The following is a 24412-nucleotide window of genomic DNA, read 5'->3' as shown; positions in this document are numbered from 1 at the left end:
GAATAAAATTATCATCGATCAAGGGAAAAATATGTACGACTATATCAAAGGAATTTTAACGAAAATAACCGCAAAATACATTGTGGTAGAAACGCAAGGAGTAGGCTATATCTTGCAGGTTGCTAACCCCTACGCCTATTCAGGACAAGTCCAGCAAGAAGTGACTGTCTATACTCATCAGGTGATTCGTGAAGATGCTCATTTGCTTTACGGATTTGCGACAGAGGCTGAAAAATCTGTATTCCTCAGTCTGATTTCTGTTTCAGGAATTGGTCCAACAACAGCTCTAGCTATTATTGCTGTTGATGATAACGATGGTCTGGTGCGGGCTATTGAGCAGAAAAATATTACTTATCTGACCAAGTTCCCAAAGATTGGTAAGAAAACAGCCCAGCAGATGATTCTGGACTTGGAAGGCAAGTTTGTCATGAGTGAAGAAGCAGGCCCTGTCCAACCAACAGTACCTGCCAGTGAAAATGTCGCCCTCGACGAAGCTATGGAAGCCATGGAAGCCCTTGGTTACCGCCCAGCCGAACTCAAGAAAATCAAGAAATTCTTTGACGGCACTACCGACACCGCAGAAAATTACATCAAATCAGCCCTTAAAATGTTGATGAAGTAACGTACCAGTATGATGGTTACTAACAGTAACTCATCATACTACGGCAATCGCTACTTGCGACTTGCCTAGGTACCTTACTAATTCTCCACAAAAATAATGTCGATTTTTGCGGCTCATGTCGTGTCCAGATACAAAGGATGTAAAGGACAAAGAGAAAATAGACGGCCGAACAGAAATTTTGCAAGAAATTTCGTTGTGAGACCTCCGCAATGACAGAGAGGTAAAAGGTGAGTTTTGACGAAGCCTTTTGCCAGATGTCAACTGCGTTATTCGGTGATATTTAGGATTCAGTTTGACAATTTTGCAAAGTATCGTAGCCGTGTTCAATTAACGTACCAGTATGATGGTTAAAAAGTTTTGTTTTATTACTCAAAGTTTGAGTCAACATCTCAGCGCAGTGGTTGATTGGCAGATTTGTTCGTGTTTCACACTTCAAATCTGACCTAATCAACTGTGCGGGGGAAGGAAGACGAATTCTTTTTTATCTGTAGAATTCTTTCCTGCTCTCACTACGGCAATCGCTATTTGCGACTTGCCTAGGTACCTTACTAATTCGTCACAAAAATAATATCGATTTTTGTGGCTCATGTCGTGTCCAGATACAAAGGACGTGAAGGACAAAGAGAAAATAGACGGCCGAACAGAAATTTTGCAAGAAATTTCGTTGTGAGACCTCCGCAATGACAGAGAGGTAAAAGGTGAGTTTTGACGAAGCCTTTTGCCAGATGTCAACTGCGTTATTCGGTGATATTTAGGATTCAGTTTGACAATTTTGCAAAGTATCGTAGCCGTGTTTCAGTCAGTTTATCCTGATTTGCACTTTAGTTATTCACGAAAAGGAGTTTCTATGTCCCGTTGTGCTTGGGTTAATCTAAATAATCCACTTTATATTGCTTACCATGATGAAGAGTGGGGCAAGCCACTTCACGATGAGCAGGCTCTTTTTGAGTTGCTTTGTTTGGAATCCTACCAAGCAGGACTTTCCTGGGAAATTGTTCTCAATAAACGCCAGGCTTTTCGCTCTGCTTTTTTCAACTATGATATTCAAAAGGTTGCGGCCATGACAGATAGCGAGTTAGATAGACTTCTGACCAATCCAGACATCATTCGTCATAAGGCAAAGCTGTACGCTACCCGCGCCAATGCTCAGGCCTTTCTTCGAGTACAGGAGGAATTCGGTACGTTTGATACGTATCTTTGGGAATGGGTTAATTTTACATCTATCGACAACCCTGTCAAGTCCTTCCGAGAATTGCCGACCAAGAACGACTTGTCTGAGCGAATTTCAAAAGATTTGAAAAAGCGAGGTTTCAAATTTGTAGGTCCTGTATGTGTTTATTCCTATTTACAGGCGGCGGGTCTCTTGAATGAGCACGAGGAAACTTGTGATTTTCGAAATCCATTACGAACTAATTAGATGAGCGAACAATCGCACCCTAGATAGAGGAGGAATATGAAAGCAGAACTAATCGCCGTTGGGACGGAGATTTTGACAGGCCAAATTGTTAATACCAACGCCCAGTTCCTTTCGGAGAAATGTGCAGAGCTGGGAATTGATGTTTATTTCCACACAGCTGTTGGAGATAATGAAAACAGGCTTCTGTCTGTACTGGAAGTAGCCAGTCAGCGGAGCGACTTGGTCATTCTCTGTGGAGGATTGGGTCCGACAGAAGATGACTTGACCAAGCAGACCTTGGCGACCTTTTTAGGTAGAAATCTTGTGTTTGATGAGTTGGCTATGGCAAAATTAGACCGTTTCTTTGCCAGTCGCCCAGGTCGTGTCCGTACACCAAATAATGAACGTCAGGCACAGATTGTGGAGGGAAGTCAGGCGCTACAGAATCCAGCTGGTTTAGCTGTTGGTGGTATGATTGAGCAAGATGGTGTAACCTATATTGTTTTGCCTGGCCCACCAAGTGAGCTCAAGGCCATGTTTTCTGAGAGTCTCTTACCTTTACTGTCCCAATCTCAGCAGCAACTTTATTCGCGTGTCCTACGCTTTTTTGGAATTGGCGAAAGCCAGTTGGTGACTGTTTTGGCGGACTTGATCGATAAGCAGACAGATCCAACTCTTGCTTCTTATGCAAAAGTTGGAGAGGTGACTTTACGCTTGTCCACCAAAGCGACCAGCCAAGAAGAGGCAAATCTACGTTTGAATCAGTTGGAAGAAGACATCTTACAACATGACAAACTGGCAGACTATTTCTATGCCTACGGAGAGGACAATAGTTTGGTCAAAACGGTAGCGACTCGTTTGGCGGAGAAAAGACAAACCATCGCTATCGTCGAACAGGGGACAGGTGGTCTCTTGCAAGCGGAATTGAGCCTGGCTTTGGCTGATCAGCCGTATTTTAGCGGAGGAAAAGTCATCAGTCAGCTAGGGACAGAATCGGGTAGGTTATCAGAGGAAGCTGACTGCATTCGGCAGGAGCTGCAAGCTGATTTGGGTTTGGCTGTGTCTGTACTTATCAAACCGGAATCAACAGAGGACAACGTACTTGCAAAAGTATATCTCACTTTGGCTACGACCTCGGGTATTTCCCAAAAAGAGATAGATTTAGGTGGTTATTCGTGGCAATACCTTCGCCAGCTTGCTTGTCTGCAGGCCTGGGATTTTGTACGAAACACTTTGTGAAATAGCAGATATTTGCTATAATAGTTTGACTAAGAAAAGAGGAGAAAATCATTGGCTAAGAAACCAGGAAAAAAATTAGAAGATATTACAAAGAAATTTGGCGATGAGCGTAAAAAAGCATTGGATGATGCCCTAAAATCAATTGAAAAAGATTTTGGTAAGGGCGCTGTCATGCGTCTTGGTGAGCGTGCTGAGCAAAAAGTTCAAGTCATGAGTTCAGGTAGTTTGTCCATCGACATTGCGCTTGGGGCGGGTGGCTATCCGAAAGGTCGTATCATTGAGATTTATGGTCCAGAGAGCTCAGGTAAGACAACTGTTGCTCTTCATGCGGTAGCTCAAGCCCAGAAAGATGGTGGTATTGCTGCCTTTATCGATGCGGAACATGCCTTAGATCCAGCCTATGCAGCAGCTCTTGGTGTCAATATTGATGAGTTACTCTTGTCACAGCCAGACTCAGGGGAACAAGGTCTTGAAATTGCAGGCAAGCTGATCGATTCTGGTGCGGTTGACTTGGTTGTTGTTGACTCGGTTGCAGCCCTTGTACCACGTGCAGAAATTGATGGCGATATTGGTGATAGTCATGTTGGTTTGCAGGCTCGTATGATGAGTCAGGCCATGCGCAAACTCGGAGCATCCATCAACAAAACTAAGACAGTAGCTATTTTCATCAACCAATTACGTGAAAAAGTCGGTGTCATGTTTGGTAACCCCGAAACAACACCTGGCGGTCGTGCGCTTAAATTCTATGCATCTGTCCGTATGGATGTTCGTGGAAACACACAAATCAAAGGAACAGGCGACAAGAAAGACCAAAATGTTGGTAAGGAAACCAAGGTGAAAATCGTGAAGAACAAGGTGGCTCCACCGTTTAAAGAGGTTGTTGTTGAAATCATGTACGGTGAAGGAATTTCTCGCACAGGTGAATTGATTGAGATTGGTAGCAACCTCGGCATCATCCAAAAAGCAGGTGCTTGGTATTCATATAATGGAGAAAAAATTGGCCAAGGTTCTGAAAATGCTAAGAAATTCTTAGCAGATAATCCAGCAATCTTTGATGAAATTGACCGCAAGATACGTGTTCATTATGGCTTGATTGAAGGTGAGGAAGCACCAGAAGTCGTGACAGAGGAAACCCCTGATGCAACTGAAGAAGTCCAAGATGTTATTTTAGACTTGGATGGTGGCATTGAATTAGAAGAATAAAAGCGAAAAAAGTTTGGGGAGACCAAACTTTTTTCTTACCAAAACCCGAATTTTCCCCCAAAAATTTAAAGTTTTTTTAAAAATAGGTCTACAGACGGATGGAATATGTGGTATAATAGACTATAATGTGCTTACTAAGATGTAGCAAAGGAGTGACTACATGATTAAAATTTATACAGTATCTAGTTGTACTTCTTGTAAGAAAGCAAAGAACTGGTTGAATGCCCATCAATTGTCCTATAACGAACATAATCTGGCTAAAGAGGCAATCACCAAGGAAGAAATTTTAAATATTTTAACCAAGACGGAAAATGGCATTGCAAGTATTGTATCGTCAAAAAATCGCTATGCTAAGAGTTTGGATTTTGATATAGAAGATTTAAGTGTCAATGAAGTGATCGACTTGATTGCCTCTAATCCACGTATTTTGAAAAGTCCAATTCTGATTGACGAGAAACGATTGCAGGTTGGATACAAAGAAGATGACATTCGCGCCTTCTTACCGCGAGCGGTTCGAAATGTTGAAAATGCACAAGCTCGTATGCGAGCAGCCCTATAAAGAGTAGGAAGAACTCTATTTATGGAGTTCTTTTTGCACTTTCTTTGTGCTTGTTCTAGAAATATGATATAATGAAAATGAATAAAAATTGAAAGAAGGTGTAAGTATGGGATTCACGGAAGAAACAGTTCGTTTTCGTCTGGATGACACAGATAAACAAGAAATCAGCAAGACATTGACTGGTGTTTATCGTTCGCTAGAGGAAAAGGGCTATAATCCGATTAACCAAATCATTGGCTATGTATTAAGTGGGGACCCTGCTTATATTCCTCGCTATAATGATGCCCGCAATCAGATTCGTAAGCATGAACGAGATGAAATCATTGAAGAATTGGTGCGCTACTATTTGAAAGGGAATGGGATTGACCTCTAATGAGAATAATGGGATTAGACGTCGGTTCTAAGACAGTTGGTGTAGCTATTTCAGATCCGTTAGGTTTCACGGCCCAAGGGTTGGAAATCATTCCAATTGACGAAGAAAAGGGTGAGTTTGGTTTTCAACGTTTAACTGAGCTGGTTGAACAATATAAGGTTGATAAATTTGTTGTCGGTTTACCTAAGAACATGAACAATACTAGCGGACCTCGTGTTGAGGCTAGTCAAGCCTATGGAAATTTATTGATTGAGCAATTCAAACTACCGGTTGATTACCAGGATGAACGTTTGACGACCGTTGCGGCAGAACGCATGTTGATTGAGCAAGCGGATATCAGCCGAGGAAAACGCAAGAAAGTTATCGATAAATTAGCAGCTCAGCTGATTTTACAAAATTATTTAGATAGAACATTTTAAAGGAGATACGAATGGCACATCATCATGACCATGAACACGACCACAATCACGACGAGCGTGAATTGATTACTTTGGTAGACGACCAAGGTAATGAAACACTTTTTGAAATTTTATTGACAATTGATGGTCAAGAAGAATTTGGTAAAAACTACGTTCTTTTAATTCCTGCAAGTGCAGAAGAAGATGAGAACGGAGAAGTTGAAATTCAAGCCTACTCATATATTGAAAATGAGAATGGCACAGAAGGCGACCTCCAACCAATCCCAGAAGACGCAACAGCAGAGTGGGATATGATTGAAGAAGTCTTCAACAGCTTTATGGAGGAATAAAAAGGTCCAGTGGACCTTTTTATCATGAGCCTGAAAACAAGAAAGCGAATAAAGGTCCAGTGGACCTTTTTATCATGAGTTTGAAAACCAAAGAACGAATTAAGGTCCGTGTGGACCTTTTTATCATGAGCCTGAAAACAAGAAAGCTAGAAAAAATAACTAAAATCAATGAACAACTTGAAGGTAGAGGATTGTATGAAAGAAGAGTTGGGAAAATATTTATCGCAAGACCCTGATATCAATAGGATTTTGGAGATTGTAAAGGATTTAGACTTAGCGGATTCATGGATTTGTGCGGGAACAATTCGTAATTTTATCTGGAATCACTATCGTTTTGATAAAAAAACGGATATTGATATCATCTTTTACGATGAAAAAATATCCTATCAAGAAACGAAAGAAATAGAAGCAAATTTGCATCAAAGATATCCGAAATATCAGTGGGAATTAAAAAATCAAGTGTATATGCATATCCATAGCCCTGACGCACTCCATATCAATCGTCAAAAGATGCAATAGAAAAATTTCCCGAAAGGTGTACCGCAATCGGTGTCCGTCAGACAAAAAACGGGAATCTCGAAATTTTTGCACCTTATGGATTAGATGATATCTATCATTATTTGGTACGACCAACTCCTCATTTTCTCGTCAATTCTAAACGTATGGATTTATATGAGAAAAGAATAAAAAAGAAAAACTGGAAAGAACAATGGCTTGTAATAACCATAAAATATGAAGAATAAAACAAAATATAATCCGATAGACAAAAATGTCCTGTTGGAAATCGTGCCTTTTCGATAAACTAAAACCATCAAACAGAGGAGATGGGATGATGAAATTTGAAAAGGTCTATGATAGCGTAAAAGGGATTGTCAACAAGGCTCGAAAAGAGTTTTATGGGACAGGGAAGATTGGGATCAAGAGGGCATGATGACCTTATTTGAATTGTTGGAAGATCAACCGTGGTTAGCTGATGAGCAAGAACAGTTGTATTGCTATTTCAAAGTGAAATTTAGAAATCGGGTCAAAGACCGCGTACGCAGACAAGAAAGTCAGAAGCGTAAGTTTGACCGTATGCCGCATGAGGATATTCACGATTTATCACACGTTATACAATCGCCAGGTTTAGTCAATGATGAGCTGTTAATGTTGAGAAGTGCCTTAAGAGATTATCGTAAGAATCTCAGCGATGACCAGCTTGCGAAGTATGAAAAACTAATTAGTGGTCAGAGTTTTAATGGTCGTCGAAAAATGATACGTGCTCTACAAATCCATTTGAAGGATTTTCGCTGATAGTCTTCTGAATAAAAGAAATAGAGTGAGTTCAAAAAGATCTTAGAACAAGTGTTTTAAGATTTTTTTGAATTTTAGAGTAAAAACTCTTGCAATGGCAAGTAGAATCTGGTAGAATGTTCTAGTGCCGTAAAATTACGGCTGTAGCTTTGATGCAAGAGGTTGCGACACGCTCGGTTGCATTGCCACGCAACACGTGTTGGTTTTCTTGTGGAGCTAGCCTATTATGTTAAATAGACGAAAAGGAGAAAAAGATGGCAAACAAAAAAATCCGCATCCGCTTGAAAGCGTACGAACACCGTACACTTGATACAGCAGCTGCAAAAATCGTTGAAACTGCAACTCGTACAGGTGCTCAAGTAGCAGGTCCAGTTCCACTTCCAACAGAACGTAGCCTCTACACAATCATCCGTGCGACTCACAAGTACAAAGACTCTCGTGAGCAGTTCGAAATGCGTACACACAAACGTTTGATCGACATCATCAACCCAACTCAAAAAACAGTTGATGCTTTGATGAAATTGGATCTTCCAAGTGGTGTAAACGTAGAAATTAAATTGTAATCAAGTCGCAAGGTAGACAAGCAAGTGTTCATAATTGAACACGGGCTAAACTCCGTGTGAAAAAGATAAACTTTCCTAGGAACAGAAGTTTCGTCGTCAAGTTTCCTATTTTCACTTTGAGTTTGACGCCCTTTGTATCTTGGTTTGAGCATGAAAAACGCTCGTTAAAAACTTTTTAAATACAAAATTAAGAAAAGGAATATTTTTCTCATGACAAAAGGAATCTTAGGGAAAAAAGTGGGAATGACTCAAATCTTCACTGAATCTGGTGAATTTATCCCTGTTACTGTCATCGAAGCAACTCCAAACGTTGTTCTTCAAGTGAAAACAGTTGAAACTGACGGTTATGCGGCAGTTCAAGTTGGTTTTGATGACAAACGCGAAGTATTGAGCAACAAACCTGCCAAAGGCCATGTAGCTAAAGCTAACACAGCTCCTAAGCGCTTCATTCGTGAATTCAAAAACATTGAAGGCTTGGAAGTTGGACAAGAAATTACAGTTGAAACTTTCGCAGCCGGTGATGTTGTTGATGTAACTGGTACATCTAAAGGTAAAGGTTTCCAAGGTGTTATCAAACGCCATGGTCAATCACGTGGTCCTATGGCTCACGGTTCTCGTTACCACCGTCGTCCAGGTTCTATGGGTCCTGTTGCACCTAACCGTGTATTCAAAGGTAAAAACCTTGCAGGTCGCATGGGCGGCAACCGTGTAACAATTCAAAACCTTGAAGTTGTACAAGTTGTTCCAGAAAAGAACGTTATCCTTATCAAAGGTAACGTACCAGGTGCTAAGAAATCTCTTATCACTATCAAGTCAGCAGTTAAAGCTGGTAAATAATAAGGAAAGGGGAAATCAGTCGAAATGGCAAACGTAACATTATTTGACCAAACTGGTAAACAAGCTGGTGAAGTAGTTCTTAACGATGCGATCTTTGGTATCGAGCCAAACCAAGCAGTTGTATTTGATGTGATCATCAGCCAACGTGCTAGCCTTCGTCAAGGTACTCACGCAGTTAAAAACCGTTCAGCAGTCTCAGGTGGCGGACGCAAACCATGGCGTCAAAAAGGAACTGGACGTGCTCGTCAAGGTTCTATCCGTTCACCACAATGGCGTGGCGGTGGCGTAGTCTTCGGACCAACTCCACGTTCATACGCGTACAAACTTCCACAAAAAGTTCGTCGCTTGGCACTTAAATCTGTTTACTCAGAAAAAGTTGCTGAAAACAAATTTGTAGCTGTTAACTCACTTGAATTCACAGCTCCAAAAACTGCTGAATTTGCAAAAGTACTTGCAGCATTGAGCATTGATTCTAAAGTCCTTGTTATTCTTGAAGAAGGCAACGAATTCGCAGCTCTTTCTGCTCGTAACATCCCAGGAGTTAAAGTTGCAACTGCAACAACTGCAAGCGTACTTGACATCGCAAATGCAGACAAACTTCTTGTAACTCAAGCAGCTATCTCTAAAATTGAGGAGGTTCTTGCATAATGAATTTGTATGATGTTATCAAAAAACCTGTCATCACAGAAAGCTCAATGGGCCAACTCGAAGCAGGCAAGTATGTATTTGAAGTTGACACTCGTGCACACAAACTCTTGATCAAGCAAGCTGTTGAAGCTGCATTCGAGGGTGTTAAAGTTGCGAATGTGAACACAATCAACGTGAAACCTAAATCAAAACGCGTAGGTCGTTATGTAGGTCGCACAAACAAAGTGAAAAAAGCAATCATCACATTGACTGCTGATTCAAAAGCGATCGAATTGTTCGCTACAGCTGACGCTGAATAATCAAAGGAGGAATTAACGTGGGTATTAAAGTTTATAAACCAACGACAAATGGCCGTCGTAACATGACTTCTTTGGACTTCGCTGAAATCACAACAAGCACTCCAGAAAAAAGCTTGCTTGTTGCTTTGAAGAGCAAAGCTGGTCGTAACAACAACGGTCGCATCACTGTTCGTCACCAAGGTGGCGGTCACAAACGTTTCTACCGTTTGGTAGACTTCAAACGTAACAAAGATGGCGTTGAAGCAATCGTTAAAACGATCGAGTATGATCCAAACCGTTCAGCAAACATCGCTCTTGTACACTACACAGACGGTGTTAAAGCTTACATCATTGCTCCTAAAGGTCTTGAAGTTGGTCAACGTATCGTTTCAGGTCCAGAAGCAGATATCAAAGTTGGTAACGCACTTCCACTTGCAAACATCCCAGTCGGTACTGTTGTTCACAACATCGAGTTGAAACCAGGTCGCGGTGGTGAGTTGGTTCGTGCTGCTGGTGCATCTGCACAGGTTCTTGGTCAAGAAGGTAAATACGTACTTGTTCGCCTTCAATCAGGTGAAGTTCGTATGATCCTTGGTACTTGCCGTGCTACTGTTGGTACTGTAGGTAACGAACAACATGGCCTTGTTAACCTTGGTAAAGCAGGTCGTAGCCGTTGGAAAGGTATCCGTCCAACAGTTCGCGGTTCTGTAATGAACCCTAACGATCACCCACACGGTGGTGGTGAAGGTAAAGCACCAGTTGGTCGTAAAGCACCATCTACACCATGGGGTAAACCAGCTCTTGGTTTGAAAACTCGTAACAAGAAAGCTAAATCTGACAAACTTATCGTTCGTCGTCGCAACCAAAAATAATCTATTCTTAGTTGCTTAGCAATCTATATCATCCGCCAACTCGGTAGGGTTTGTTATGGACTGACTATTCCAGCACCTCAGTTTGATTGAAATGCCAGTTTGACGCAGTGGTTGATTGCAGTTTCTAGTAGCTTAGCTACGTCGAAACTTCTAATCAACTGTGCGGGGGCAGGACAACGAACACGGTAACTGGGGTTCTGTCCAGCTCCCAAGCCGCTGTGGTACATATTTTAAAGGAGAAAACACTAAAATGGGACGTAGTCTTAAAAAAGGACCTTTCGTCGATGAGCATTTGATGAAAAAAGTTGAAGCTCAAGCAAATGACGAAAAGAAAAAAGTAATTAAAACTTGGTCACGTCGTTCAACGATCTTCCCAAGTTTCATCGGTTATACAATCGCAGTTTACGATGGACGTAAACACGTACCTGTATACATTCAAGAAGACATGGTAGGTCACAAACTTGGTGAATTTGCACCAACTCGTACTTACAAAGGTCATGCTGCTGACGACAAGAAAACTCGTCGTAAATAATTTAGGAGGAAAACACAATGGCAGAAATTACTTCAGCTAAAGCAACTGCTCGCACAGTACGTGTTTCACCTCGTAAATCACGTCTTGTCTTGGATAATATCCGTGGCAAAAGCGTAGCAGATGCAATCGCAATCTTGAAATTCACACCAAACAAAGCTGCAGGCATTATCGAGGGAGTTTTGAACTCAGCAATCGCTAACGCTGAAAACAACTTTGGTTTGGAAAAAGCTAACTTGGTAGTCAGCGAAGCATTCGCAAACGAAGGACCAACGTTGAAACGTTTCCGTCCACGTGCGAAAGGTTCAGCTTCACCAATTAACAAACGCACAGCTCACATCACTGTAGTTGTGGCAGAGAAATAAGGAGGTAAAAACGTGGGTCAAAAAGTACATCCAATTGGTATGCGTGTTGGCATCATCCGTGATTGGGATGCTAAATGGTATGCTGAAAAAGAATACGCGGATTACCTTCATGAAGATCTTGCAATCCGCAACTTTATCAAAAAAGAATTGGCTGATGCGTCAACATCAACAATCGAAATCGAACGTGCTGTAAACAAAGTTATCGTTTCTATCCACACTGCTAAACCAGGTATGGTTATCGGTAAAGCTGGTAGCAACGTTGATGCACTTCGTGCTCAATTGAACAAATTGACTGGTAAACAAGTACACATCAACATCATCGAAATCAAACAACCTGATTTGGATGCACACCTTGTTGGTGAGTCAATCGCTCGTCAATTGGAGCAACGTGTGGCATTCCGCCGTGCTCAAAAACAAGCTATCCAACGTGCAATGCGCGCTGGTGCAAAAGGTATCAAAACACAAGTTTCTGGTCGTTTGAACGGTGCTGATATTGCCCGTGCAGAAGGCTACTCAGAAGGAACTGTTCCTCTTCATACACTTCGTGCGGATATCGACTACGCTTGGGAAGAAGCTTTGACAACTTACGGTAAACTTGGTGTTAAAGTATGGATCTACCGTGGTGAAGTTCTTCCAGCTCGTAAAAACACTAAAGGAGGTAAATAACAAATGTTAGTACCTAAACGTGTAAAACACCGTCGTGAATTCCGTGGAAAAATGCGCGGTGAAGCTAAAGGTGGAAAACAAGTAGACTTTGGTCAATACGGTCTTCAAGCAACTACTAGCTCATGGATTACAAACCGCCAAATCGAAGCTGCCCGTATCGCTATGACGCGTTACATGAAACGTGGTGGTAAAGTTTGGATTAAAATCTTCCCACACAAATCATACACTGCTAAAGCTATCGGTGTACGTATGGGTTCTGGTAAAGGTGCTCCTGAAGGTTGGGTAGCTCCAGTTAAACGCGGTAAGGTTATGTTTGAAGTAGCTGGCGTTTCTGAAGAAATCGCTCGCGAAGCATTCCGCCTTGCTGGTCACAAATTGCCAGTTAAAGTTAAATTCGTAAAACGTGAAGCAGAATAAGGAGAAGACATGAAACTTCAAGAAATTAAAGATTTTGTAAAAGAACTTCGTGGCCTTTCTCAAGAAGAACTTGCTAAGAAAGAAAACGAATTGAAGAAAGAACTCTTCGAACTTCGTTTCCAAGCTGCTGCTGGTCAACTTGAGCAAACTGCTCGTTTGAACGAAGTGAAGAAACAAATTGCACGTATCAAAACTGTGCAATCAGAAACTAAATAATAGATTGGGAAAGGAGAATTTCAATGGAACGCAATAATCGTAAAGTTCTTGTTGGACGCGTAGTATCTGACAAAATGGACAAAACAATCACAGTTGTAGTTGAAACTAAACGTAACCACCCAGTCTATGGTAAACGTATTAACTACTCTAAAAAGTACAAAGCTCATGATGAAAACAATGTTGCTAAAGAAGGCGATATCGTTCGTATCATGGAAACTCGCCCACTTTCAGCTACAAAACGTTTCCGTCTTGTAGAAGTTGTGGAAGAGGCAGTTATCATTTAATCAACCTGAAAGGAGAAAATTGACATGATTCAAACAGAAACTCGTTTGAAAGTTGCTGACAACAGTGGCGCACGTGAAATCTTGACAATCAAAGTTCTTGGTGGTTCAGGACGTAAATTCGCGAACATCGGCGACATCATCGTTGCTTCAGTAAAACAAGCTACTCCTGGTGGTGCGGTTAAAAAAGGTGACGTTGTTAAAGCCGTTATCGTTCGTACTAAGACAGGTGCTCGTCGTGCTGATGGTTCATACATCAAATTCGATGAGAATGCTGCAGTTATCATCCGTGAAGATAAAACACCTCGCGGAACTCGTATCTTTGGCCCAGTGGCACGCGAATTGCGTGACGGCGGTTTCATGAAAATCGTTTCATTGGCACCAGAAGTACTTTAATCAAATAGTTTTAGGAAATTTGTTACGGACCAGGCAGTTTGTTGCAGATAGTACTTGAGTACATCAAAACAAACTAACGAAGTTTGTGACGGATTTAGTAAACTAGAAAACAAACTAAGTCCCCTGGTTAACAAACTAACCAGGGTGCCCATTAGGGCGTAAGAAATCATAGGAGAAATCAAATGTTTGTAAAAAAAGGCGATAAAGTTCGCGTAATCGCTGGTAAAGACAAAGGCGTTGAAGCTCTTGTTGTAACAGCACTTCCAAAAGTAAACAAAGTTATTGTTGAAGGTGTTAACATCGTTAAGAAACACCAAAAACCAAATAGCGAAAACCCTCAAGGTGCTATCGTTGAAAAAGAAGCTCCAATCCATGTGTCAAACGTTCAAGTTCTTGACAAAAATGGTGTTGCAGGACGCGTTGGTTACAAGTTTGTAGACGGCAAAAAAGTTCGCTACAACAAAAAATCAGGCGAAGTGCTTGATTAATCACGAAGGAAAGGAGAAGTATAATGGCAAATCGTTTAAAAGAAAAATATCTTAATGAAGTAGTTCCTGCTTTGACTGAACAATTTAACTATTCTTCAGTGATGGCTGTGCCAAAAGTTGATAAGATCGTTTTGAACATGGGTGTTGGTGACGCTGTTTCTAACGCTAAAAACCTTGAGAAAGCTGCTCAAGAATTGGCTTTGATCTCAGGTCAAAAACCACTTATCACTAAAGCTAAGAAATCAATCGCCGGCTTCCGTCTTCGTGAGGGTGTTGCAATCGGTGCGAAAGTAACTCTTCGTGGCGAACGTATGTATGAGTTCTTGGACAAATTGGTTACAGTTTCACTTCCACGTGTACGTGACTTCCACGGTGTACCAACTAAGTCATTCGACGGACGTGGTAACTACACACTTGGTGTGAAAGAGCAATTGATCTTCCCAGAAATCAACTTCGACGATGTTGATAAAACTCGCGGTATGGATATCGTTATCGTTACAACTGCTAACACTGACGAAGAATCACGTGCATTGCTTACTGGCCTTGGTATGCCGTTTGCAAAATAAGAGGGAGAGAATAAATGGCTAAAAAATCAATGATCGCTAAGAACAAACGCCCAGCTAAGTTCTCTACACAAGCTTACACACGCTGTGAAAAATGTGGACGTCCACACTCAGTTTACCGCAAATTCAAATTGTGCCGTGTATGCTTCCGCGACTTGGCTTACCTTGGACAAATTCCTGGCGTAACAAAAGCTTCTTGGTAAGAATAATTTGCTATTCCGTTGCAATTCGTCGACAGCGCTTCTGGCTGTACGCTAGTACTGCCTACAAAGTGCTTCCTAGACTTGCTTAGGACTAGCAACTTATTCTATATACACTTATCACTAGTCCGCAAGGACATCATTAACTAGCAAGTGATCTAATCAAACTGCTAGTAAGAGGAGAAACAACAGATGGTTATGACTGACCCAATTGCAGATTTTTTGACACGTATTCGTAACGCTAACCAAGCAAAACACGAAGTGCTTGAAGTACCTGCATCAAACATCAAAAAAGGTATTGCTACAATCCTTAAAAACGAAGGTTTTGTAAAAAACGTTGAATTCATCGAAGATGACAAACAAGGCATCATCCGTGTATTCTTGAAATACGGACCAAACGGTGAAAAAGTTATCACTAACTTGAAACGCGTTTCAAAACCAGGTCTTCGTGTTTATTCAAAACGTGAAGATATTCCAAAAGTTCTTAACGGACTTGGTATCGCAATCATCTCAACATCAGAAGGTCTTTTGACTGACAAACAAGCTCGTCAAAAGAACGTTGGTGGTGAGGTTATCGCATACGTTTGGTAATCTTTTAGCTTCCAATTTCGTCATGTGCCTGTGTTAGAGCGTCTTGACATACTCAAGTATGGTCTGCGTCGCTCTGCCTTGCCACATTTAGAAATTGAAACCTAAAAGCATGATACAAATGCGAGAGGACCAGCTCTTCGTGCGCGTTCAAATCAGACTTACTGATTATTTAGTATCATGTAACCTGCTCAATCGAACACGGGCTATTGTCCGTGTTTAAATGAGCCCCCGTGAAAACTAGTCGCTTGACGGCTTGATAATTTAACAGGAGAAATAAAAATATGTCACGTATTGGTAATAAAGTAATTACATTGCCTGCTGGTGTTGAGCTTGCTCAAAACAACGGCGTGGTAACTGTAAAAGGACCTAAAGGGGAATTGACTCGTGAATTCCCAACTGCTATTGAAATCCGTGTGGAAGGTGCAGAAGTAACTCTTCACCGTCCAAACGATTCAAAAGAAATGAAGACTATTCACGGTACTAGCCGTGCTAACCTCAACAACATGGTTGTTGGTGTTTCTGAAGGCTTCAAAAAAGAACTTGAAATGCGTGGTGTCGGTTACCGTGCTCAATTGGCTGGTAACAAATTGACACTTGCTGTTGGTAAATCACATCCAGATGAAGTGGTTGCACCAGAAGGTATTACATTTGAAGTTCCAACACCAACACAAATCGTCGTGTCTGGTATCAACAAAGAAGTTGTTGGTCAAACAGCAGCTTACATCCGTAGCCTTCGCGCTCCTGAGCCATACAAAGGTAAAGGTATCCGCTACGTTGGTGAATTCGTTCGCCGTAAAGAAGGTAAAACAGGTAAATAATAGCTTGCTGAGGTGGCTTAGCCACCTGGCTAACTATTTCTCAAATTGTTTCGTAAGAAACAGAATCATACATTAAGAGGTGAATATTGTGATTTCAAAACCAGATAAAAACAAAATCCGCCAAAAACGCCACCGTCGCGTTCGCGGTAAAATCTCTGGAACTGCTGCTCGCCCACGTTTGAACATTTTCCGTTCTAATACAGGCATCTACGCTCAAGTGATTGATGACGTAGCGGGTGTAACGCTCGCAAGCGCTTCTACTCTTGATAAAGAAGTTTCAAAAGGTACTAAGACAGAACAAGCTGTTGTTGTAGGTAAACTCGTTGCTGAACGCGCGGTAGCTAAAGGTATTTCTGAAGTGGTCTTTGACCGCGGTGGATATCTCTATCACGGACGTGTGAAAGCTTTGGCTGAATCAGCTCGTGAAAACGGATTGAAATTCTAATAGGGAGGACACTAAGAAATGGCATTCAAAGATAACGCAGTTGAAATTGAAGAACGCGTAGTAGCCATCAACCGTGTTACAAAAGTTGTTAAAGGTGGACGTCGTCTTCGTTTTGCAGCTCTTGTGGTTGTTGGTGACCGTAACGGTCGCGTAGGTTTCGGTACTGGTAAAGCTCAAGAAGTACCAGAAGCTATCCGTAAAGCAGTTGAATCTGCTAAGAAAAACATGATTGAAGTACCAATGGTTGGTACAACAATCCCTCACGAAGTTCGCTCAGAATTTGGCGGCGCTCGTGTATTGTTGAAACCTGCTTCAGAAGGTTCTGGGGTTGCTGCCGGTGGTGCAACTCGTGCCGTAATCGAATTGGCAGGTATCGCAGATGTGACTTCTAAGTCACTTGGTTCAAACACACCAATCAACATCGTTCGCGCAACAGTTGAAGGTTTGAAACAATTGAAACGTGCTGAAGAAGTGGCTGCACTTCGTGGCATCTCAGTTTCTGATTTAGCATAAGAAAGGAGATACTCATGGCTCAAATTAAAATCACTTTGACTAAGTCTCCAATCGGTCGCAAACCAGAACAACGTAAAACAGTTGTTGCACTTGGACTTGGTAAATTGAACTCTTCAGTTGTTAAAGAAGATAACCCAGCTATTCTTGGTATGGTTAACGCTATCTCTCACTTGGTAACTGTAGAAGAAGTTAAATAATCTAACAAATAGACTAAGTCGCATTGAGAAATCTTTGCGACTTCTAGTCCATTTTACATATTTACATACAGCGAGTTTGTGGAGGAAGACTCTTGTACTTCACAGGCGCTAGCATATATAAGAGGAGAAATAATAATGAAACTTCATGAATTACAACCTGCTACAGGTTCTCGTAAAGTCCGCAACCGTGTAGGTCGTGGTACATCATCAGGTAACGGTAAAACATCTGGCCGTGGTCAAAAAGGTCAAAAAGCTCGTAGCGGTGGCGGTGTTCGCCCAGGTTTTGAAGGTGGACAAACTCCATTGTTCCGTCGTCTTCCAAAACGTGGATTTACAAATATCAACGCTAAAGAGTACGCAATCGTTAACCTTGATCAATTGAACGCTTTTGAAGATGGTGCAGAAGTAACACCAGTTGTGCTTATCGAAGCTGGAATCGTTAAAGCTGAAAAATCAGGAATTAAAATTCTTGGTAACGGTGAATTGACGAAGAAATTGACAGTTAAAGCTGCTAAATTCTCTAAATCAGCTGAAGAAGCAATCACTTCTAAAGGTGGCTCAGTAGAAGTCATCTAAGAGGTGACAGCCTATGTTTTTTAAACTTTTAAAAGATGCCTTAAAGGTAAAATTGGTACGTAGTAAAATTCTATTTACAATCTTTATCCTTTTTGTCTTCCGCGTAGGAACCCACATTACAGTACCAGGAGTAAACGCAAAGAGTCTTGAAGCCTTGTCAAACGTTCCATTTTTGAACATGTTGAGTTTGGTTTCGGGAAATGCTATGCGTAATTTCTCAGTTTTCGCACTAGGTGTTAGTCCTTATATTACAGCTTCCATCATTGTTCAACTTTTGCAAATGGATATTTTACCTAAATTTGTTGAATGGGGTAAGCAAGGTGAAGTTGGTCGTCGTAAACTGAATCAGGCAACACGCTACATTTCTTTGGTACTGGCATTTGTTCAATCTATTGGTATTACAGCAGGCTTTAATGCCTTGTCTGGTGCAAAGTTGACCAATATGCCATTAAATTGGCAAACATATTTGTTGATTGGATCAATTTTGACAACAGGTTCGATTATTGTAACCTGGTTGGGGGAACAAATTTCTGAAAAGGGCTATGGTAATGGTACATCAATGATCATCTTCGCGGGTATCATTTCATCACTACCAGGAACTTTTCACGAGATTTACATTGATCGCTTTGTTAATATTGAATCAAGTCGTTTGGGGGAGTCAGCAATCTTTGTTGCTACACTCGTCGTATTAATATTCTTTGTTGTGTATTTTACAACTTTTGTACAACAAGCAGAATATAAATTACCAATTCAATATACAAAACGTGCACAAGGAGCACCTTCTAGCTCATATTTACCGCTGAAATTGAATCCATCAGGAGTCATTCCCGTAATCTTTGCAGGCTCAATCACTGCAGTTCCAACTTCTTTGATTCAATATTTCGCAAGTCAAAATAAGAGTGCCGGGTGGTTATTGACGGTTCAGGAATACTTTGATTATTCAACTGCTAAAGGTATGATTGTATATGCAGGTTTAATTATTGCCTTTACATTCTTCTACACCTTTGTTCAAGTAAATCCTGAGAAGACTGCAGAAAGCCTTCAGAAAAGTGCAGCCTATATCCATGGAGTTCGTCCTGGTAATGGCACTGAACAGTTTTTGTCAAAATTATTGACAAGATTGGCAGTAATCGGTGCACTCTTCTTGAGTTTTGTAGCTTTGTTGCCTATTCTTGCGCAAAATCTCTTTGGGCTTTCTTCAAGCATTGCGTTCCTTGGTACAAGTTTGATTATCGTAATCTCTACAAGTATCGAAGGCATCAAGCAATTAGAAGGCTACCTTCTTAAGAGAAAATATGTAGGTTTCTTAGAAATTACAGAATAGAATATAGGTTGACCTAGTCAACCTTCTATTTTGTTTTTAGATAAGTTTGTCAATAATGGCAAATTTATGTGAAAACAAAATAAGGAGTTTGTCATGAATCTTTTAATTATGGGTTTACCAGGTGCTGGTAAAGGGACACAAGCGGCCAAGATTGTTGAGAAATTCAATGTTGCTCATATCTCAACAGGAGATATGTTCCGTGCAGCAATGGCCAATCAGACTGAAATGGGTATTCTTGCCAAGTCGTACATTGATAAGGGCGACCTCGTTCCCGATGAAGTTACTAATGGCATTGTCAAAGAACGTTTGGTTCAGGATGACATCAAGGAAAAAGGCTTTTTACTAGATGGCTATCCTCGTACGATTGAACAAGCCCATGCCTTGGATGAAAATTTGGCTGACTTAGGAATTGAGTTGCAAGGTGTTATCAATATTGAGATTGATCCTTCAAAATTGGTAGAGCGTCTCAGCGGTCGTATTATTCATAAAGAAACCGGAGAGACTTTCCACAAAGTATTCAATCCACCTGTTGGAGACTACAAAGAGGAAGACTTCTATCAACGTGAAGATGACAAGCCAGAATCTGTCAAACGTCGTTTAGAGGTCAATATCGCACAAGGACAGCCAATCATTGATCATTATCGTGCAAAAGGGCTGGTCCATGATATTGAAGGTGACCAAGACATTGACCTTGTTTTCCAAGCAATTGATACAGTACTATCAAAATTGCAATAAACTAATAGATTTGGCTTGCATTTTTTATACAAAGATGATAAAATAGCCTAGTCTGACTTATAATTGTTACCTCTGTGTTCAGAGGACATCAAATCGATATTTAGAGAGGGGTTACTTTTGCATGGCAAAAGAAGATGTGATTGAAATTGAAGGCAAAGTAGTCGATACAATGCCAAATGCTATGTTTACTGTTGAGTTGGAGAACGGACACCAAGTCCTTGCAACTGTTTCAGGTAAAATCCGTAAAAACTACATTCGTATTTTGGTCGGTGACCGCGTAACTGTTGAGCTTAGTCCATACGACTTGACACGTGGACGTATCACATACCGCTTTAAATAGTCGAAATACTTGGAGGGATTAAACATGAAAGTAAGACCATCGGTCAAACCAATTTGCGAATACTGCAAAGTTATTCGTCGTAATGGTCGTGTTATGGTGATTTGCCCAGCAAACCCTAAACACAAGCAACGTCAAGGTTAAGAAATAGAAAGGAGAAAACATGGCTCGTATTGCTGGAGTTGACATTCCAAATGACAAACGTGTAGTTATTTCATTAACTTATGTTTATGGTATCGGTCTTGCAACATCTAAAAAAATTCTTGCAGCTGCAGGTATTTCAGAAGATGTACGCGTGAAGGATTTGACATCAGATCAAGAAGATGCTATTCGTCGTGAAGTTGATGCAATCAAAGTTGAAGGTGACCTCCGTCGTGAAGTTAACTTGAACATCAAACGTTTGATGGAAATCGGTTCATATCGTGGTATCCGTCACCGTCGTGGACTTCCTGTCCGTGGACAAAACACTAAAAACAATGCCCGCACTCGTAAAGGTAAAGCTGTTGCGATTGCAGGTAAGAAAAAATAATATAGGAGGTAGAAAAATTGGCTAAACCAACACGTAAACGTCGTGTGAAAAAGAATATCGAATCTGGTATTGCTCATATTCACGCTACATTTAATAACACTATTGTTATGATTACTGATGTGCATGGTAACGCTATTGCTTGGTCATCAGCTGGTGCTCTTGGTTTCAAAGGTTCTCGTAAATCTACACCATTCGCAGCCCAAATGGCTTCAGAAGCAGCTGCTAAATCTGCACAAGAACACGGTCTTAAAACAGTTGAAGTTACCGTTAAAGGCCCAGGTTCAGGTCGTGAGTCTGCTATCCGCGCTCTTGCTGCCGCTGGTCTTGAAGTAACAGCAATTCGTGATGTGACTCCTGTACCACACAATGGTGCTCGTCCTCCAAAACGTCGCCGTGTATAATCATACATTCCATACACAGCTTTTCGTTTAAGAGGGAGTAAGAAATGATTGAGTTTGAAAAACCAACAATAACAAAAATTGATGAAAATAAAGATTACGGCAGATTTGTGATCGAACCATTAGAACGTGGTTACGGTACAACTCTTGGTAACTCTCTTCGTCGTGTACTTCTTGCTTCACTTCCAGGTGCTGCAGTAACATCAATTAAAATTGATGGTGTACTCCACGAATTCGACACAGTTCCAGGTGTTCGTGAAGATGTTATGCAAATTATTCTTAACATCAAAGGCATTGCTGTAAAATCTTATGTCGAAGACGAAAAGAAAATTGAACTTGATGTAGTAGGTCCAGCTGAAGTAACAGCAGGAGACATTCTTACAGATAGTGACATTGAAATTGTAAACCCTGACCATTATCTCTTTACCATTGCTGATGGTGCCACTTTTAAAGCTGTTTTGACTGTCAATTCAGGTCGTGGTTATGTACCAGCTGAGGGTAATAAGAAAGATGATGCACCAGTGGGAACACTTGCTGTAGATTCTATCTATACGCCAGTGAAGAAAGTCAATTATCAAGTTGAACCAGCTCGTGTTGGTAGCAACGATGGTTTTGACAAATTAACACTTGAAATCAACACAAATGGCACCATTATTCCAGAAGATGCTTTAGGTCTTTCTGCGCGCATTTTGATGGAGCACTTAGGTCTCTTCACTGACTTGACTGAAGTTGCAAAATCTGCAGAAGTGATGAAAGAAGCTGAAGTGGCTTCAGATGATCGTATGCTTGATCGTACGATTGAAGAATTGGACCTATCTGTTCGCTCATATAACTGTCTGAAACGTGCAGGCATTAACACTGTATTCGACTTGACAGAGAAAACTGAGCCAGAAATGATGAAAGTGCGCAATCTTGGTCGCAAGAGTCTTGAAGAAGTTAAAGTTAAATTGGCTGATCTTGGTCTAGGATTGAAAAAAGATAAATAATATAGGAGGAAATCATGGCATACCGTAAACTAGGACGCACTAGCTCACAACGTAAAGCAATGTTGCGCGATTTGACAACTGACCTTTTGATCAACGAATCAATCGTTACAACTGAAGCTCGTGCTAAAGAAATCCGTAAAACAGTTGAAAAAATGATCACACTTGGTAAACGTGGTGATTTGCATGCACGTCGTCAAGCAGCAGCATTTGTTCGTAACGAAATTGCATCTGAAAACTATGATGAAGCAACTGATAAGTACACTTCTACTACAGCACTTCAAAAATTGTTCTCTGAAATTGCACCTCGTTATGCAGAACGTAATGGTGGATATACTCGTATCCTCAAAACTGAACCACGTCGTGGTGATGCTGCGCCAATGGCAATTATCGAACTTGTATAAGATCATCAATTTTGTTGAGTGTTATGATGATGGAATCCTATTCTGATTCTTAGTCTAGCTCTGGTCTACCGCTGAGCTTGTCTCAGCGGTAACACTCATCATGTTGATTGGACGCTTGTTTACGAAATTACTCTAAGATAGAATAATTTCGTAAGCAGGCGTTTTTGTTTTACTCAAAAATTTTGATATAGTTATAAAATGAATAGAGAAGACATGACATCCTTAGGCAATTGTTTTGAAGAATACTATTTTGCTAACATTAAAGAAAAGCCAGAATTGTTTATAGGTGTAGAATTAGAATATCCGATAGTTAATATCTCAGGGAAAGCAACTTCTATCCAAGTGGCTACAGATATGATGCGACATATATCTAATCAAAATGGGTTTACCATCGTCAAAAGAGATGATAGAGGAAATCCGATAGAACTCCAGCACGAGTCGGGAGACCTCATACTATTTGAAGTCACGTATAATACACTAGAATTTGCATTCGCAAAAGCAAAAAATATTGGTAGTGTAGAAGAGCGTCATAAAGAATTTCTAGAGCATATTCAATATTATTTGCGTCAAAATGGACACGAATTGCAGGGGTTAGGGATAAATCCCAACTGGGAAATCAATGACAATAGACCGGTAGATACGGGCCGATATAGGGTGTTGATGAACTATCTCAAGCTAGGAGAAGGCAAACCTAATATGCATCCCTATACTGGATATGCTGGCTTTATTTGCGGAAATCAAGTGCAGTTTGATGTGAGTCGAAAATCCTTTTTACGAGTCATTAATGCGTTTAATAAAATTGAAGCAGCGAAGGCGTTTTTGTTTGCAAATTCACCATTCGACCAGATAGATGATATGGCCCTTACTAGGGATTATTTTTGGGAATATTCAATGCATGGCCTCTTAAAGAATAACGTTGGTATCTATTCAGAGGAATTTCGTTCTGAGGCAGAATATTGTCAATACCAAGAAGAGTCCGCAATGTTTTATGTCATCAGGGATAACTGCTATTATTATTTTAAACCAATTACTGTCAAATCTTTTTTTGAGCAAGAAAAATTTGCAGCATATTCAAAAACTGGCGAGATATGTTACTTTGTTCCGAAAGCAGATGATTTCAAAAACCATCGCTCATACCACTATCAAGAGCTTACCAAACGAGGGACTATTGAATTTCGAAGTACATGTACACAACCATTTGAAACAACGTTTGCTCCCATAGCCTTTCATTTAGGCCTGTTCGCCAATCTCGTGAAATTGGAAGAAATTTTGGAATGTACAGAGTTTTTTAAAGAATTTGGCAGAGATTATTCAAAGTTACGTAGACAATTTTCGAGAAAAAAACTTTCTGATTTAGAACAAAGAATGGTGAAAGACTTTTCTAAGACATTATTAGATTGTGCACGTGAAGCCCTCCTTTTGAGAGGATACAGTGAAGAAAAATATTTAACTCCACTGTACAATTCATTAATTGATGACTTCTGGGTATTGTGACAGTCTACTAAAATATGAGTAGGTAGCCATAGATTTTCACAAAAAACATAAAGACCGGTAAAATTTTGATATACTGGAGGCATACGAAGAAAATATACAATCTCCGATTAGTATGCCTCTCAGTTTTTCGCCAAATTTCATAAAAAAATCTAAAAAATCTCAAAAAACCGGTTGACAAAGTATATAAGTCATGATAGAATAATTGAGTTGTCTCTTGAAGGCTAGTTAACAGAGGAACGAAAAAAGTTTCGAAAAAGTGTTGACAAGACCATCAGAAGATGATAGAATGAATGAGTTGTCAAATCTAAGACAAGTC

At 40.6% G+C, this 24412-nt stretch carries 39 protein-coding genes and 1 pseudogene; all 40 read left to right on the top strand.

What is annotated here, in order from left to right:
* The first annotated feature begins 31 nt into the window (after positions 1–31).
* The 40 genes and pseudogenes from ruvA (at position 32) to P7J49_RS10185 (ending at position 24096) form a co-directional block, all read left to right on the top strand.
* Positions 32–622, top strand: coding sequence for a Holliday junction branch migration protein RuvA (gene ruvA / locus P7J49_RS10380; RefSeq protein ID WP_408570624.1), 591 nt, complete (start codon positions 32–34; stop codon positions 620–622).
* A gap of 847 nt (positions 623–1469) precedes the next feature.
* On the top strand, positions 1470–2039 hold the full coding sequence (locus P7J49_RS10375) for a DNA-3-methyladenine glycosylase I (RefSeq protein WP_408570623.1): 570 nt from the start codon (positions 1470–1472) through the stop codon (positions 2037–2039).
* 36 nt (positions 2040–2075) lie between these two features.
* Positions 2076–3257, top strand: a complete 1182-nt coding sequence (locus P7J49_RS10370) for a competence/damage-inducible protein A (protein WP_408570622.1) — start codon at positions 2076–2078, stop codon at positions 3255–3257.
* A gap of 51 nt (positions 3258–3308) precedes the next feature.
* A complete protein-coding gene (gene recA / locus P7J49_RS10365) occupies positions 3309–4460 on the top strand; it encodes a recombinase RecA (protein ID WP_024379975.1) in 1152 nt (383 codons plus the stop codon).
* A gap of 160 nt (positions 4461–4620) precedes the next feature.
* Positions 4621–5019 (top strand): transcriptional regulator Spx, encoded by a 399-nt coding sequence (gene spx, locus P7J49_RS10360; RefSeq protein WP_004195475.1) that lies wholly within the window; start codon positions 4621–4623, stop codon positions 5017–5019.
* Between the two features lie 106 nt (positions 5020–5125).
* On the top strand, positions 5126–5392 hold the full coding sequence (locus P7J49_RS10355) for an IreB family regulatory phosphoprotein (RefSeq protein WP_004195477.1): 267 nt from the start codon (positions 5126–5128) through the stop codon (positions 5390–5392).
* Positions 5392–5811 (top strand): Holliday junction resolvase RuvX, encoded by a 420-nt coding sequence (gene ruvX / locus P7J49_RS10350; protein ID WP_032498174.1) that lies wholly within the window; start codon positions 5392–5394, stop codon positions 5809–5811. Before P7J49_RS10355 ends, ruvX begins: the two co-directional genes overlap by 1 nt.
* A gap of 11 nt (positions 5812–5822) precedes the next feature.
* Positions 5823–6140: a DUF1292 domain-containing protein gene (locus tag P7J49_RS10345; RefSeq protein ID WP_004195480.1), complete on the top strand. Its 318-nt coding sequence runs from the start codon at positions 5823–5825 to the stop codon at positions 6138–6140.
* A 195-nt stretch (positions 6141–6335) separates the two neighbouring features.
* Positions 6336–6883 (top strand): annotated as a pseudogene (locus P7J49_RS10340) (nucleotidyltransferase family protein).
* A gap of 187 nt (positions 6884–7070) precedes the next feature.
* Entirely contained in the window at positions 7071–7433 is a 363-nt protein-coding gene (locus P7J49_RS10335; RefSeq protein ID WP_408570621.1) for a sigma-70 family RNA polymerase sigma factor, read from the top strand.
* A gap of 254 nt (positions 7434–7687) precedes the next feature.
* Complete coding sequence (rpsJ, locus tag P7J49_RS10330; protein ID WP_002939332.1) at positions 7688–7996, top strand: 30S ribosomal protein S10; 309 nt, start codon at positions 7688–7690, stop codon at positions 7994–7996.
* 210 nt (positions 7997–8206) lie between these two features.
* Positions 8207–8833 carry a 50S ribosomal protein L3 gene (gene rplC / locus P7J49_RS10325; protein ID WP_011921686.1) on the top strand — a complete coding sequence of 209 codons (627 nt, stop codon included), beginning with the start codon at positions 8207–8209 and terminating at the stop codon, positions 8831–8833.
* Positions 8834–8857: 24 nt separating this feature from the next.
* Positions 8858–9481, top strand: coding sequence for a 50S ribosomal protein L4 (gene rplD / locus P7J49_RS10320; protein WP_004195490.1), 624 nt, complete (start codon positions 8858–8860; stop codon positions 9479–9481).
* The gene (locus tag P7J49_RS10315) at positions 9481–9780 is read left to right on the top strand and encodes a 50S ribosomal protein L23 (RefSeq protein WP_408570620.1); all 300 of its coding nucleotides are present in this window, start codon (positions 9481–9483) and stop codon (positions 9778–9780) included. The genes rplD and P7J49_RS10315 overlap by 1 nt, the downstream gene beginning before the upstream one ends.
* A 17-nt stretch (positions 9781–9797) precedes the next feature.
* Positions 9798–10631: a 50S ribosomal protein L2 gene (rplB, locus tag P7J49_RS10310; protein ID WP_002936663.1), complete on the top strand. Its 834-nt coding sequence runs from the start codon at positions 9798–9800 to the stop codon at positions 10629–10631.
* Positions 10632–10881: 250 nt separating this feature from the next.
* Complete coding sequence (rpsS, locus tag P7J49_RS10305; protein ID WP_000533766.1) at positions 10882–11163, top strand: 30S ribosomal protein S19; 282 nt, start codon at positions 10882–10884, stop codon at positions 11161–11163.
* 17 nt (positions 11164–11180) lie between these two features.
* Positions 11181–11525 carry a 50S ribosomal protein L22 gene (rplV, locus tag P7J49_RS10300; protein ID WP_002936662.1) on the top strand — a complete coding sequence of 115 codons (345 nt, stop codon included), beginning with the start codon at positions 11181–11183 and terminating at the stop codon, positions 11523–11525.
* A gap of 12 nt (positions 11526–11537) precedes the next feature.
* Positions 11538–12191 carry a 30S ribosomal protein S3 gene (gene rpsC / locus P7J49_RS10295; protein WP_002936661.1) on the top strand — a complete coding sequence of 218 codons (654 nt, stop codon included), beginning with the start codon at positions 11538–11540 and terminating at the stop codon, positions 12189–12191.
* A gap of 3 nt (positions 12192–12194) precedes the next feature.
* Positions 12195–12608: a 50S ribosomal protein L16 gene (rplP, locus tag P7J49_RS10290; RefSeq protein ID WP_002936660.1), complete on the top strand. Its 414-nt coding sequence runs from the start codon at positions 12195–12197 to the stop codon at positions 12606–12608.
* A gap of 9 nt (positions 12609–12617) precedes the next feature.
* Positions 12618–12824: a 50S ribosomal protein L29 gene (gene rpmC, locus P7J49_RS10285; protein WP_002936659.1), complete on the top strand. Its 207-nt coding sequence runs from the start codon at positions 12618–12620 to the stop codon at positions 12822–12824.
* A gap of 23 nt (positions 12825–12847) precedes the next feature.
* Positions 12848–13108 (top strand): 30S ribosomal protein S17, encoded by a 261-nt coding sequence (rpsQ, locus tag P7J49_RS10280; RefSeq protein WP_000440801.1) that lies wholly within the window; start codon positions 12848–12850, stop codon positions 13106–13108.
* A gap of 24 nt (positions 13109–13132) precedes the next feature.
* Positions 13133–13501, top strand: coding sequence for a 50S ribosomal protein L14 (gene rplN / locus P7J49_RS10275; RefSeq protein WP_004195497.1), 369 nt, complete (start codon positions 13133–13135; stop codon positions 13499–13501).
* Positions 13502–13683: 182 nt separating this feature from the next.
* Complete coding sequence (gene rplX, locus P7J49_RS10270; protein ID WP_014637292.1) at positions 13684–13989, top strand: 50S ribosomal protein L24; 306 nt, start codon at positions 13684–13686, stop codon at positions 13987–13989.
* A 23-nt stretch (positions 13990–14012) separates the two neighbouring features.
* Positions 14013–14555 carry a 50S ribosomal protein L5 gene (rplE, locus tag P7J49_RS10265; protein WP_002936653.1) on the top strand — a complete coding sequence of 181 codons (543 nt, stop codon included), beginning with the start codon at positions 14013–14015 and terminating at the stop codon, positions 14553–14555.
* 14 nt (positions 14556–14569) lie between these two features.
* Positions 14570–14755, top strand: a complete 186-nt coding sequence (locus tag P7J49_RS10260) for a type Z 30S ribosomal protein S14 (RefSeq protein WP_002936651.1) — start codon at positions 14570–14572, stop codon at positions 14753–14755.
* 189 nt (positions 14756–14944) lie between these two features.
* Positions 14945–15343 (top strand): 30S ribosomal protein S8, encoded by a 399-nt coding sequence (gene rpsH / locus P7J49_RS10255; RefSeq protein WP_002936647.1) that lies wholly within the window; start codon positions 14945–14947, stop codon positions 15341–15343.
* A gap of 281 nt (positions 15344–15624) precedes the next feature.
* Positions 15625–16161, top strand: a complete 537-nt coding sequence (rplF, locus tag P7J49_RS10250; RefSeq protein WP_004195502.1) for a 50S ribosomal protein L6 — start codon at positions 15625–15627, stop codon at positions 16159–16161.
* Between the two features lie 88 nt (positions 16162–16249).
* Positions 16250–16606 (top strand): 50S ribosomal protein L18, encoded by a 357-nt coding sequence (gene rplR, locus P7J49_RS10245; RefSeq protein WP_002936641.1) that lies wholly within the window; start codon positions 16250–16252, stop codon positions 16604–16606.
* Positions 16607–16624: 18 nt separating this feature from the next.
* Positions 16625–17119: a 30S ribosomal protein S5 gene (rpsE, locus tag P7J49_RS10240; protein ID WP_002936639.1), complete on the top strand. Its 495-nt coding sequence runs from the start codon at positions 16625–16627 to the stop codon at positions 17117–17119.
* 14 nt (positions 17120–17133) lie between these two features.
* Positions 17134–17316: a 50S ribosomal protein L30 gene (gene rpmD / locus P7J49_RS10235; RefSeq protein ID WP_002936638.1), complete on the top strand. Its 183-nt coding sequence runs from the start codon at positions 17134–17136 to the stop codon at positions 17314–17316.
* Positions 17317–17451: 135 nt separating this feature from the next.
* On the top strand, positions 17452–17892 hold the full coding sequence (gene rplO, locus P7J49_RS10230; RefSeq protein ID WP_002936637.1) for a 50S ribosomal protein L15: 441 nt from the start codon (positions 17452–17454) through the stop codon (positions 17890–17892).
* A 13-nt stretch (positions 17893–17905) separates the two neighbouring features.
* Complete coding sequence (gene secY, locus P7J49_RS10225) at positions 17906–19216, top strand: preprotein translocase subunit SecY (RefSeq protein WP_408570619.1); 1311 nt, start codon at positions 17906–17908, stop codon at positions 19214–19216.
* A gap of 93 nt (positions 19217–19309) precedes the next feature.
* Positions 19310–19951, top strand: coding sequence for an adenylate kinase (locus P7J49_RS10220; RefSeq protein ID WP_002936630.1), 642 nt, complete (start codon positions 19310–19312; stop codon positions 19949–19951).
* 121 nt (positions 19952–20072) lie between these two features.
* On the top strand, positions 20073–20291 hold the full coding sequence (gene infA, locus P7J49_RS10215; RefSeq protein WP_002936627.1) for a translation initiation factor IF-1: 219 nt from the start codon (positions 20073–20075) through the stop codon (positions 20289–20291).
* Positions 20292–20315: 24 nt separating this feature from the next.
* The gene (gene rpmJ / locus P7J49_RS10210; RefSeq protein ID WP_001808836.1) at positions 20316–20432 is read left to right on the top strand and encodes a 50S ribosomal protein L36; all 117 of its coding nucleotides are present in this window, start codon (positions 20316–20318) and stop codon (positions 20430–20432) included.
* A 19-nt stretch (positions 20433–20451) separates the two neighbouring features.
* On the top strand, positions 20452–20817 hold the full coding sequence (gene rpsM, locus P7J49_RS10205) for a 30S ribosomal protein S13 (RefSeq protein ID WP_002936622.1): 366 nt from the start codon (positions 20452–20454) through the stop codon (positions 20815–20817).
* Positions 20818–20834: 17 nt separating this feature from the next.
* Positions 20835–21218, top strand: coding sequence for a 30S ribosomal protein S11 (rpsK, locus tag P7J49_RS10200; RefSeq protein ID WP_004195509.1), 384 nt, complete (start codon positions 20835–20837; stop codon positions 21216–21218).
* Positions 21219–21262: 44 nt separating this feature from the next.
* Positions 21263–22201 carry a DNA-directed RNA polymerase subunit alpha gene (locus P7J49_RS10195; RefSeq protein ID WP_004195512.1) on the top strand — a complete coding sequence of 313 codons (939 nt, stop codon included), beginning with the start codon at positions 21263–21265 and terminating at the stop codon, positions 22199–22201.
* A 14-nt stretch (positions 22202–22215) separates the two neighbouring features.
* Positions 22216–22602: a 50S ribosomal protein L17 gene (gene rplQ / locus P7J49_RS10190; RefSeq protein ID WP_000331493.1), complete on the top strand. Its 387-nt coding sequence runs from the start codon at positions 22216–22218 to the stop codon at positions 22600–22602.
* 198 nt (positions 22603–22800) lie between these two features.
* The gene (locus tag P7J49_RS10185) at positions 22801–24096 is read left to right on the top strand and encodes a glutamate-cysteine ligase family protein (RefSeq protein WP_408570618.1); all 1296 of its coding nucleotides are present in this window, start codon (positions 22801–22803) and stop codon (positions 24094–24096) included.
* The last annotated feature ends 316 nt before the right edge of the window (positions 24097–24412 follow it).

The organism is Streptococcus suis, from assembly GCF_046032515.1.
Classification (GTDB): domain Bacteria; phylum Bacillota; class Bacilli; order Lactobacillales; family Streptococcaceae; genus Streptococcus; species Streptococcus suis_AL.
The sequence above is the reverse complement of the archived record's forward strand: the minus strand, read 5'-3'. Positions and strand labels throughout refer to the sequence as shown.